This is a genomic window from Jezberella montanilacus (genome assembly GCF_003003055.1).
Taxonomy (GTDB): Bacteria; Pseudomonadota; Gammaproteobacteria; order Burkholderiales; family Burkholderiaceae_B; genus Zwartia; species Zwartia montanilacus.
Map to the genome: position 1 here is coordinate 349,821 of NZ_PVTV01000013.1, position 12,033 is coordinate 361,853.

The window sequence follows — 12,033 nt, forward strand, 5'->3', positions numbered from 1 at the left end:
CACCAGGTCAAGTCTCCCGACGTTTCAGACTGCGACCCTTGCGTTCAAGAATTATTTGGCTGACTTTTTCGGCTGAGCTCAAGCTGGAGCTCATACACCAGTTCATCAACTTCACTTTGAGTAAGTTGTGATGTTCTCAATTCTGGGGGCGAGAAATGTCCAGCCGCCTTAGACATATTGTTCTGCTTGTTCGAAGTGTTACTGCACGATTTTTTATCAATCACGATAAAAACTCCTAAAATATATTCTGAGACTTCATGTTAGTGGCTGCCACATACCCCAACAATCCCTAACTTTAGGGGGTATCCGCCTTATTTTGATTCTATTATTTGACGCAGCTCTCACACTCGCTTTTTAGCCAGCGCAACAAATACCCGGGTTTGTAACAACACTGAGCTGAAGGGTTTTGGCAAATAGTCCTCTGCACCCAGCCTGATGCACTGGATAGACTGTTCAAGATAGTCAAACCCAGAGATGACAATAACGGGAATATCCTTTAAATCTGGATCCGCTTTCAGCAACTTGAGCACACCAATACCGTCTAGGTTCGGCATTTCTATATCAAGCAGTATCAAGTCGAATACTTCTTTACGCAAAGCTTCGATGGCAGCAACCCCGTCCTGCGCAAACTCAGTGCTGTGGATGCCCATTCGACCAAGCTCTCGTTTAAGCACCCGGCGTAATGAACGGCTGTCGTCGACGATTAAAACCTTAACTTCAGCACTAGCATTTAATTGCAGCGAAACAATATCATGAGACGCAGAATCTGTCATATTTTTCTCGCACTTCAACATTATTGCTGCAAAGCAAGGAGTGCCTGCTCGGGTTGATGTAAGTATTGCGGCTGAGTGAGATCTGACGCAATCCTCTTTGCGTCAACGATAAGAAGCAGTCTATTAGGCAGCTTATGAACGCCCACGATCAGTTCCTTGGAGGTTTCGGGAAAATTCTTTGGTGGTGGTTCAAAGGTATCTTGATGCAAAGCGATGATTTCTCCAACATCGTCTACCAGCGCTGCAATGGTGAGGTTGCCTGATTGCAGGATAATGCTGATTGAACCATCCTCGGGGCATGAAGAATCCAGCTTAAACCTTTCATGCATGTTAATTGCTGGCACAATTTCACCACGCAAATTGACAATACCGCGGATTGTCTTCGGACTTTTAGGTACCGGCGTGATTTTTAGATCGCGATTAAGCTCCATCACATCTGTCGCGATAATTCCAAAGAAAAAATCGCCCAAATAAAATGTAATAAATTCTGCGGATTTAGACATCGGAAAACATATCAATAGTTTGCGGGTAGTTGTTTGACTGCTCTGGCAAGGTGTAGAGCACAAGGATTTCCTGTAGGTCAATCACATTGATAATCTGCTCTCCACGTATCATGCATGCACGAAGCCCACGCTGGGGTGGATCTAAATGGTGAAAGCTACTATTGACATGCATAATATCTTGCACGTGATCCACAACCAAACCAATCGGGCGTTTATTGTGATAATGAACAATGACAGATAGCAATTCGCCAGCCAGTCTGGTTTTTTCGCCTGCGCCCTGAATGTAGCGATCAAGATAAATGAGTGGCATGATACCGTTGCCATATTTCACAACATCTCTGTCCCCGTTGCGCTGGACTTGGTCGACAGATACTTTTTCCAATCTCTCAACATAGGACAGCTCGATGGCGAGATTGTCTAAGTTATTCAGATCAAATAGCAGAATTGGTGTCTCTTTAATGATCACATTGTTTGCGGCGTCTATTGGGGGGTTGAGCGCGCGCGCCTGCAATTTGGCGACGAGACCCGAGTTGGTCGCAATACCGTCAATATGCAAAATCAAAGCCACGCGACCATCCCCTAATATGGTTGCTCCTGCAAACTCAACGATATTTTTTAGTCCTTGACCAATCGATTTGATCACAACCTCTTGTATGTTGAGTATTTCATCAACAGCCAGGCCAAAGAGCACACCATTTGATTGCAGTACGGCGACATTCAGCACCTGGTCTCTCAGGGGCAAGTCCGCACCTAGATCTAATTGCTTTGAAAGAAATAAGAGCGGGACAAGATTTTCCCGAAGGCGAAAAACCGGAACACCGTAAAAGTCCTCTAATTCAGCTTCATTTCCCTGAAGATTGAGATGAATCAGTTCCACAATGCTGTTTTGTGGGATGGCATACCGCTCACCCTGACACCGGACAAAAAGGGCGGGCATGATAGCCAAGGTCAGCGGAATCTTGAGCCGCATATTAGTGCCACGGCCACGGTGACTTTCTAGTTCTACCGTCCCACCAATGTTAGAAACACTGGTTTTGACTACATCTGTACCGACACCCCGACCAGATACTTTTGTTATTAGTTTTTTTGTCGAAAATCCTGGCAAGAAAATATACGGCAATAACTGACTGTCAGTGAAGGACGCGGCATCCTCCTGACGAGCAAGATTTCGCCCCACGACTTCTGCTCTAACGGCTTCAAAATCGATCCCTGCTCCATCGTCAGCAATTTCGATGACGACCATGCCGTTTTCGTGAGTGGCTCGCAACAACAAGCGCCCAACCTCTGGCTTTCCCATTGCACGCCTGTGAGCAGGGGATTCGATCCCGTGATCGACACAGTTACGGATGATATGAACAAGCGGGTCACGGATGGTGTCTAACAGTGTCCTGTCAAGCTCAGTATCAGCACCTTCTTGAATGACCTCAACTTTTTTCCCAAGCTCTATTGCAATATCTCGGACCATTCTGGGGAGTTTCACCCACACTTGGGAAATGGGCTCCATCCGAGTCATCATCATGCGCTCTTGTAGCTCGCGAGTCAGGAGATCGATGCTGCGAACCGCAGCTGAGAAGCCATGGTCAAGATATTGATTGGTAAACGGCAACAATCTGTTACGAGCCAAAACCATCTCACTTGCAACATTGATGAGTTTGTCCAACATCTCGGGGTGTACCTTAATAGGCGCTACAAAATCACTGGATTTAGTGATAATCGGGCTATCGTCAGAGCCTGTTTGACCTGTATGACCTAAAACGTCTAACCGCGGCGATAGTAGCTGAGGCGGGGTAGGTGCATTCGAGCCTTGAGCCAGAGACAGCAAGTGTTGCACCAGTACCGTATCGTCGCCCGCGGGCTCGGCACGATGCACTTCAGCATAAACAATGATTTCTCGAATGAGATCGACGGCCCTAAGCAGCATCGTTGCCATCATTGAATCGAACTCAAGCTCGCCCTGTCGCAACACACTGAGTAAAGTTTCGGACGCATGACCAAGTCGTTCGAGACGACTGAATGAAAGAACACGGCTATTACTTTTCAGGACGTGCATGCCGCGAAAAATCTCATTAATGAGCTTGTTGTCGCCGGGATTCAGTTCGAGTTGAACAAAACCTTGATCAAGTGCATCAAGAATATCGCGAGATTCATGAATAAACTCTGAGATTGTTTCTTCGTCCAGGTCTAACTCTGCCCCCTTTGCGGAAGGCTTAACGAAGATTTCACGCGGAATGTCCGGATTCGCAAGCGAAGCAAGCTTGTCGATCAATGCATCATCATCACCAACGGACTCGGTGCCGTGAAGGGCGACGTTAACGACGATGTCCCGAATAGTTTCTACTGTTTTCAGTAACGTAGTGGCAGTCGCGGCATCAAAAATCGAAGATCCATCGAGCATCGCGGTCAAGAGTGTTCCGGCCGCTCGGGACAGTTTTTCAACGCGATTAAACGCAAATACGCCGCTGTTGCCTCTTAGTGTGTGAACACCCCTGAAAATATTTCTGACAAGTTCGCGATCGCCCGGTGTAAGGACGAGCTTGGTGATATCTTCTTCGAGCGAATCCAGGATCTCTCGAGCTTCGAGAATAAAATCCATAATGATTTCATCATCTGAATCTTCCATATTTTTTGCTCGATCTCGACGTTGAAATGTTTAGAATTTAAATTTATTGACTAAACCTTGCAGTTCTGAGGCGATTTCTGCTAACTGTTGCGCAGCCACTTTTGAGTTGGTAGCACCTTCCGTGGTGTTCTGAGCCGTTTCAGAAACGTACACAATGTTCGAGGCGATGTTGGCACTACTGCTCGCTGCAGCTGTCACGTTGCGACCCATTTCTCCTGTTGTCGCCGCTTGTTCTTCTACGGCGCTTGCAATCATGCCCGAGATGTCGTTGATTCTGTTAATCACATTCGTGATTTCTACAATTGCGGCCACCGCTGCTTTGGTATTTGCCTGAATGGACGTAATGTTGCCACCAATCTCATCGGTTGCTTTTGCTGTTTGACGCGCAAGCTCCTTGACCTCGTTAGCCACCACTGCAAAACCTTTACCAAGCTCACCGGCCCTGGCAGCTTCAATTGTCGCGTTGAGTGCCAGCAGGTTTGTTTGTTCGGCGATACTTGAAATCATTTTTAAAACATTCCCGATTTCCAAGCTACTCGTATCGAGCTTAGTCATGGTGGAATTGGCTTGTTGAGCAAGCGACACGGCTTGCGTCGCGACGGTGGAAGCCTGTACAGCATTCATTGAAATTTCACGAATAGTTGCACTCATCTCTTCGACGCTAGCTGCGATCGTCTGAGTGTTGTAACTGACTTCGCTCGCGGCATTAGAAACAGCTTTAGCTTGAGCTGAGGTTTCTTCTGCGTTGGAGCTCATTTGTGTACTCACTGCCGCCAATTCTTCCGATGATGAGGCAAGCGTCGAGGCGTTTCTTGATATGGCAACAAACGACTGGCGCGACATATCGATCAAGCGATTGACTTGGGAGCTGATGTCGAGGAAAAAACCTTCTTTGTCCGCGAGTGATACTTCGGCGGTAAAGTCGCCCGCTGCAGCAAGAGAAATGACTTCGGCAATTTGTTGAGTCGTTTGCTGTGCTTTCATGTTGTTTGCTTCGACCAAAGCTGCCATGTCCGCGGCCTCTTTCAAACTGCCTTGCAGCGTGAGTACATCTCGTGCCATCAAGCCGATTTCGTTTTTATAGTTGACATAAGGGACCATGACGTCGAGCTTTTGGATTGCTAAGTCATTTAAGGACTTCGATAGGCCTTGGATAGGCTGTTTGATTGAGCGGTTAATTACAACCCCCAACAACACACTCAATGAAGCAACAATGATCAGTCCCGCCCAGACTACTAACGAAAGCTGTGCGGCGAGCTCTACATTACCCTCATAGTTTTTTTCAGCACCCTCAACTTTCGCGTCGGCGATGTCAGCGAAGTTTTTAATTGCCTTGTTAGTCAGGTCTTGATAGCGCGGGCTAATAACCATCTGATAGGCTTTATTCGCGCCATCTTCTGACTCAGTGAGTTTAATTAGCTCGTCAACGGATTTAAACCATAAAGCCAAGTCCTCTTCTGCAGTCACAAATTGTGCTTTGACGGCAGGTCGAATCAGCGTGCTTTTAGCTTTATCCAGCGCTATATCTATCCTCTTTTTGATCGCCTCTATCGTTTTTTGAGCATCCTTCATTGAGACTGTATCCATCTGCTCTCTGCCTAGCAATAATCGATTGACCACCCGCCCCGCCGAATTTATATCGGTGGTGACCAGACGAACCAACGAGATCCCAACTAAGTCTTTCGAGTAAATTTGCTCGGTCGAATCGACCAGGAGCTTGATTCGCCAGAGTGTCACACCAGAAACGACGGTAATGAGGGTAATGATGGTTAAGAAGGCAATAGTGAGCTTGCTGCCCAAGGTCAATTTCTCAAAACGACTAAACATCGTGATCATCCTATTATCTGTAGACTATGTTCGAAGCTGCAGGTGGCATCAATAAGAAGCGTACATTCAACTTAAAGCCTCCTTGTCGCCTGCCATCTTGTAGAGTGCGGCACCTTTTGAATGTACGCCTAGTTTTCTGTATATTGACTTTAGGTGGTCGTTGACCGTGTAAGACGAAATCCCTAAGATGTCCGCAATTTTCTTAACCGGGCTACCAGTCATGAGAAGTTTCAAAACATCTTTTTCCCGTTGAGTGAGTTTGTTGCTCCATTCGCTTTGAATTGTCTCAGACAGTATGGTCACAGTCCCGATCAAACCAATCATTTGTTTTGAGTCATCAAGCCAAGGTACTTTGATTACCTCGACATTTATTAGCCTGTCGCTATATTCTACCGTCGATACATAGCGATGACAGGCTCTAGTCTGCCAGACGTCGTGATCTGACGCAATATCAATCTCTGTAAAGGAACTTGACGCCGCTTTGAACGAAGTTTGATTTAGGATTTGCTCGGAAGACAAACCTAAGAAAGTTTCAAAACTTCGATTACAGTAAACATAGACACTCGCCATATTTTTAATGAATACAGGAGAACGGAGCGCGTTCAGAAAATCCAGTTCAACTGAAATATAGGGTGTCATTATTGTCATTTCCCCTCAGATAAGGGGGCTACTCTCGATTGCGCGATCATAGACAATATTAATGAAATTGTTTCCCCCTTGTTTATGGGGGGTGCTTGGATCAAGCCGAGAAATTGCTACGGACGTGAAATCTCACCAGGATAGGGCACGGCAGCTAAGATAGCACGTCCTATGCCTTGGTGTGGCGTGGTCATACGGATGGGGCGGCTGGCGAGCTACTCGTTGGCGTCTGCAACGAGCAAATTACCGAATTCAACCTCAAACCTGCTGCGAGCCAAGTTCCAGTTTCTGATCGGCATCACCCATTTCTTTAATTGTTCCTCTAAAACCAGGTAAATCACTTCTTTTGCTGAGCGATCGGTTGGAAATATCTCTCGGTGTTTGGTAGCTGACCGAATCGCCTTGTTCAAGGGCTCCATGACATTGCTGGTGTAAATCGCTTTTCGTATTTCTGGCGGGCCCGTGAAGAGCGTTCGCAATTCAGGCCAGTGAGTCGTCCATGACTGCCGAGTATGCGGATACCTGGTACCCCACTTGTTGTCAAACAGCTCAAGCTCGGCCAGAGCCTGATCTTCATTCGTTGCTTGATAGATCCGCTTGAGATCGTTGGAGATAGCGCTACAGTCTCTTGGTGTGACGTATTCCAGACTACTGCGAACCATATGAAAAATGCAGATTTGAAGGCGCGTTTGCGGGTATTCCCCCTCAATGGCCTCAGAGAAACCTTTAATCCCATCGACGCACGCAATCAAGATGTCTTGAATGCCTCGATTTTTGAGTTCTTTCAGTACCGCGGTCCAAAATGGTACCCCTCTTTCTTCAGACAGCCAAAATCCCAGAATGTCCTTGTAGCCTTTTGCATTAAGGCCGACCGCCAGATACAGGGGCTTGCTTACCACCTGCGGGCCATCCTGGATTTTGAGTTCGATACGATCGAGATATACGACCGGATACACGGCAGGGAGGGGGCGGTTTTGCCAAGCGGTAACTTGTTCGGTTACTTGATCAATGACCTTTGTAATAGTGTTCGTGGAAACGTCCATATCACACACTTCTTTGAACGTAACGACTATCTCGTGAGGGCTTAACCCCTTGGCATAAAGCATGAGAATCCTATCATCCAACTCAGACGGCTGGGATAGGTTCTTGTCTAACAATTGCGCTTCAACGGTTACAGCGTTTTCATCAGGCGTTTCGATTTCGACCTGATCTTGCTGGCTAATGGCGTCCTGAGGCACCGTACCGGTGTGGCTATCGACGTGCGCCAAAATCCAGCTCTCTACCTTGTTGTGCCACATTCTGAGCACCTCAAGCGATCTCTTGTTAGGATGTTGCCGCTGAAATCCTTTATTGTTGTTTCCTGTGATTTGATGAACGATGTCAAGAGGAACCCCGGCGCGGGCACAATAGGCAGCGAATGATTCTCTCAGGCTCATAAGAGTCAACGCTGACAACCCCGCATTCGCCAAAGCGTTCTCGTAAGCCGTCAGTGACAAGCGGATACCGCCGTTTTTTGTCTGAAGACGGACAAATACCTTTTGGGATGGGATCGGAAATTCGCCCAAACTTAGCTGGCCATCATTTGATGACAGTCCCCTTGGTTCAATTGGCCTAGCGTCTCTAAGTTCAAATAAGCGGCGTGAAAGATACGGGGTAAGCGGAATGGTGCGCTCACCTGCCTCTCCGTTATTGATACGCATAATTTGCTTATCAAAATCAAGATCGGCCCATTTCAACCTGATTAGTTCATGAGGACTTGCACCAGTTAGCAGCAGACACTTGACATAAGCTGCTTGTGTTTTGTCGGCTATCTTTCGAACACGACCGAACCAGGTACTAAGGTGTTCTCGTTGCAGAATAAATACTTGAGATTCAATTGCGCCTCTAGGCCTTATTGCTTCTCTCTGTACACCCTCTGCTCGACTTGGGTTGATTTTTGCATCAGCAAACTGGCGCTGGCCCCCTGACGAAGCAGATCGCCAATACCCAGCGACTAACGGAGACGTTTTATTAAATTTCTCTACATTCCTGCTGATAATTGTTGAGATTACTTTATCAAGGTTTATCGGAAGATCATTGATTAAGGCCTCTTCGATGGCACTGACGTCGGAGAGTTTAAGTGGATGAAAAATTGGCTCATTGACTGCCTTCAACCAATTGCTATAGGGGCTCGGGTCATCACTACTCGCCCCGTAATCATCATCTTCTTGAGCTAATAATTTGTAAGTCTGGCCCATATGACCAAATGATCGCATGATAACCACCCCTCAGCTTGTAGCTTAAGCAGATCTTAAACAATACATGTACGTCGCACTATCCCGCAGACGCGGGGGAAGCCAGTCATTTCAATGGTTAAGCCCATTTTCTATTGTCTTCAAAGGACAAGTGGTTGTTACCTAACGCCTTATACATTGCCTCGTTTTTTGAGTGCACATCAAGCTTGCGATAAATTGATTTCAAGTGATCGCTTACTGTGTAACGAGATAGCACCAAGGCAACGGCAATCCGCTTGATTGATTCGCCTGTCATCAACAAATTGAGTACCTCTGCCTCTCTTTGGGTCAGATTGTTTTTTGTGGAGGCTGTTATATCTGTCGACAGGACTACGGGTCGGACTGTACCAATGAAACCCGAGGTTTTGTTACTTGGATCTTTTAAAATCGCCTTGGTAAAAACAACTTTCGACAACCCGCTGGTCTGTTGGACAACTGACTGGTAGGTTTGGTTTTCACACGAATCAAACAGCGCTTTATCGGCGGCGGTGTATGACTTGGCTAAAGCGACTGGGGCAATGTCATAAGCAGTGTGCCCTAGCACTCTATTTTCAGGCAAATCCAGAAACTGAAGAAACGCCTCATTGCAGTAGGTATATATTCCATCCCTGTTTTTGATGAAAACAGGTGCCTGTAAAGCATTCATAAACTCAACGTCTACCTCGATTGTTTCGAAGGTAAGGTTAGTTTTTTTCATCTACATCTCGCGTCAAGTTTAGTAGTGTCGTTTGAGCACTCACATTGGAACGTGCTAGCCAACTCTCTTTTAACAATGACTTTCCCTCAGTATTTTGATGCCTTTTTATCTTTACCGGTTAGACAAAATGCAATGAAAAATAATGTTTCTTCTATGAATAATTGTTCGTGCAGTTCGGCGATCGCATATCCCACATTTACGGGGTGTCAAACCACTTTACAAGCCTCGAAGGGGTGTGTCAGACTCATGCACACTATGAGAAAAAAATAGGTTCGACAGATGCCGATTGACACAGCGATCCACCGAATTGAGTGGTTGCTTAAAGCTTGTAGCGAACCACTAGCCGTCACAAAAATCGGTTCGATGATTGAAGAAAAAAGGTGAACTTCCCATACCCAGAGGGATGGGGGGAGGGCTTGTCTTCGCATACTGAAACATCGGACGGCATGCTGCTCATTAGCAACTCTCACCGATTCAACAGGGCCTTATGTCCCAGTGAGATCAGCGTTGCCAGGTTTAGTGTTGGTTTTGACGAACCTGTTTTTGGTTTGCACAGGGTTCTTAAAGGTTCTTTATACCTTTCCGAGCGTCGCTTGGCACCTGAGAGGATTCACAAGGCCGCTGGTCTAGATATGTTTGGGCACCTAGATAGCTACGAAATAGAACAAACCTTTGATACCTCTGCCGATCTGGAAACGAGAGTGTTGATCATCCCTATCAGGCAAATGAATGTTTTGATGGGAGAAGATTTTGTATCGCATATGCTCGAGATTCTTGGCATTACAAAACTGAATTCATACAATCCATTTTTTGAAGTGCCTTTGTCGATTTCAGGAATTCTTGATGACAGTCTGGACAATCGACTAACTGATCGCTTTAAGTCTCTAAGGTTGCATGCCGGAATACTGGATTATTTGTGCACGCTAGGTATTTATCTAGATTCAAACATAGTCACCCGATTCAACAAACGGTCAAGATCCAGAGCTAGATCGGTGCATGATTATTTGATTTCCCTTGAGGGCAAGACGCCGACGCTGGCGGAAATAGGTAAGCAATTTGATGCGACGCCAAACCAGCTCAATAAAGAATTCACTGCTGAGTACGGTGAATCAATTTTTTCATTTCTAACAAACTTTCGTCTTGATCAAGCCAGATATGCGCTTCAAATAGGAAACGAGCCGATCAAAGTCCTCGCTCACGCGATTGGCTACGCACATGTCAATCACTTTACAGCCGCGTTTAAACGCAAATTCGGCCAGCCCCCAGGGGTATTTCGATCATTGAGCAGCCCTCAGTGCTAAGGCCGGGGTGACCATCCCCTTGTTTGCGGGATATCGAAAACGGCACGGCGACCGTTAAAGAAAATAACCGTCTGTTAGCTTCAATCAGTCAATTTCTGAAATTATTCAATTACTGATAACTGAAGCTAAAGCGCCAAAAACTATCTCGGCTCGGTTGCTGTGATCAAGGCATCACGCACTGAAGCTTTTTGCAGGTTCGTATGAGTAAGCAGCTCGCCTACTCATATTGCGTATTCGCACAATCTACAAATTAAAAGGACAGTCATCATGAATTTAATTTCCAATTTAACTCCGGTTCTTACCCAAGGCGTTAACTCTATTCAGGCACAAATCGCCACCACTCAAAACCAGTTGGCAACGGGCATTAAACAAACCAACCCCGCTATCCAGGGTATTGTTACCCGTCTGTCGGCCAACATTAGCCAGTACTCGTCAATCAGCACTAACGTCACAGCAGCACAGAACGTGGTCGCCGTAGGTCAAACCAGCTTGACCACCATCAGCTCACTGATCACACAGATGCAGCAGCTTGCCACGCAAGCAGCCAGCGGCGGTCTATCATCCACTGACTTGGCCAGCTTGAACACCACCTTCACCGCCCTGGCAAGCCAGATCTCGGCAGCCGTCTCCAACGCCTCGATCAACAGCACAACCGTGCTCTCAACCGGTGGCGGCTTGACTGTTCAGATCGGCTTGACGACTGCGGCAAGCTCAACGGCTGCGTTTGGTACCCTTGGGTTTGAGACCTCGGTTGTGTCGGTTGCCACGGCCTTGTCAATCAGCACCGGTACCGCTGCGTCGGCCTCCATCACGAGCTTGACCGCCTTGCTCACGACTGTCTCAACAGGTCAATCCAACCTGAATGCCTACAGCGTGTCCTTGGCCGCGGATCAAAGCGCAGTGACTTCGTTGGGCACTAACTTGCAAAGCACGGTTAACTCGCTCCAAGCGGTTGATCAAACTGCCCTGCAAGCTCAGCTCCAGCAGTTAAACAACCAGCAATCGGTTGACTACTATCTGGTATCGCAGATGAACACGGCAGCTCAGGCTGTCTTGTCCATCTTTCGTTAATACCGTAGTAGCTGGGGGTTAGGTCAGATAAGGCGGCAATTGGCACAACGGGTTGCCGCCTTTGACCTGTCTGGTTTTATCGGACCATTTTCATTTAGAAACGACGGCTCCGGTTGTTGAACTGCTTTTCCATTCAGACACGTACTCAAGCGGCGTTTGATAATCCAAACTTGAATGCGGTCTGATCGTATTGTAATGTTCCCGCCACTGCTCGATTAAAACCTTTGCGTGCTTTCGGCTATGAAACCAGTTCATTGCCAAACACTCATCCCTAAACTTGCCATTAAAACTTTCGTTGGTGCCGTTCTGCCATGGCTTGCCTGGCTCGA

10 protein-coding genes are annotated in these 12,033 nt (G+C 46.9%); 2 read left to right on the top strand and 8 right to left on the bottom strand.

Annotated elements, in window-relative coordinates; translation table 11 throughout:
* Nucleotides 1-341: 341 nt before the first annotated feature.
* From BCM14_RS09285 to BCM14_RS09315, 7 genes are all read right to left on the bottom strand, one after another.
* Nucleotides 342-773: a response regulator gene (locus BCM14_RS09285; protein ID WP_259673519.1), complete on the bottom strand. Its 432-nt coding sequence runs from the start codon at nucleotides 771-773 to the stop codon at nucleotides 342-344.
* Between the two features lie 20 nt (nucleotides 774-793).
* Complete coding sequence (locus tag BCM14_RS09290; RefSeq protein ID WP_106227724.1) at nucleotides 794-1,276, bottom strand: chemotaxis protein CheW; 483 nt, start codon at nucleotides 1,274-1,276, stop codon at nucleotides 794-796.
* Entirely contained in the window at nucleotides 1,269-3,896 is a 2,628-nt protein-coding gene (locus BCM14_RS09295) for a chemotaxis protein CheA (RefSeq protein WP_106227725.1), read from the bottom strand. Before BCM14_RS09295 ends, BCM14_RS09290 begins: the two co-directional genes overlap by 8 nt.
* A 30-nt stretch (nucleotides 3,897-3,926) precedes the next feature.
* Nucleotides 3,927-5,723, bottom strand: coding sequence for a methyl-accepting chemotaxis protein (locus BCM14_RS09300; protein WP_259673520.1), 1,797 nt, complete (start codon nucleotides 5,721-5,723; stop codon nucleotides 3,927-3,929).
* A gap of 66 nt (nucleotides 5,724-5,789) precedes the next feature.
* The gene (locus BCM14_RS09305; protein WP_259673521.1) at nucleotides 5,790-6,362 is read right to left on the bottom strand and encodes a LuxR C-terminal-related transcriptional regulator; all 573 of its coding nucleotides are present in this window, start codon (nucleotides 6,360-6,362) and stop codon (nucleotides 5,790-5,792) included.
* 215 nt (nucleotides 6,363-6,577) lie between these two features.
* On the bottom strand, nucleotides 6,578-8,617 hold the full coding sequence (locus tag BCM14_RS09310; RefSeq protein WP_146129751.1) for an IS256 family transposase: 2,040 nt from the start codon (nucleotides 8,615-8,617) through the stop codon (nucleotides 6,578-6,580).
* 97 nt (nucleotides 8,618-8,714) lie between these two features.
* Complete coding sequence (locus BCM14_RS09315) at nucleotides 8,715-9,332, bottom strand: helix-turn-helix transcriptional regulator (RefSeq protein WP_106227729.1); 618 nt, start codon at nucleotides 9,330-9,332, stop codon at nucleotides 8,715-8,717.
* A gap of 380 nt (nucleotides 9,333-9,712) precedes the next feature.
* Here BCM14_RS09315 and BCM14_RS09320 point away from each other — a divergent pair, with 380 nt between their 5' ends.
* Together BCM14_RS09320 and BCM14_RS09325 are read left to right on the top strand one after the other, a co-directional pair.
* Nucleotides 9,713-10,633, top strand: coding sequence for a helix-turn-helix transcriptional regulator (locus tag BCM14_RS09320; RefSeq protein ID WP_146129752.1), 921 nt, complete (start codon nucleotides 9,713-9,715; stop codon nucleotides 10,631-10,633).
* 267 nt (nucleotides 10,634-10,900) lie between these two features.
* Nucleotides 10,901-11,704: a flagellin gene (locus tag BCM14_RS09325; protein WP_106227731.1), complete on the top strand. Its 804-nt coding sequence runs from the start codon at nucleotides 10,901-10,903 to the stop codon at nucleotides 11,702-11,704.
* A 90-nt stretch (nucleotides 11,705-11,794) separates the two neighbouring features.
* Here the strand turns inward: BCM14_RS09325 and BCM14_RS09330 are convergent.
* Nucleotides 11,795-12,033 (bottom strand): integrase core domain-containing protein (locus BCM14_RS09330; RefSeq protein ID WP_146129753.1); only part of this gene is annotated, 239 nt, incomplete at its 5' end.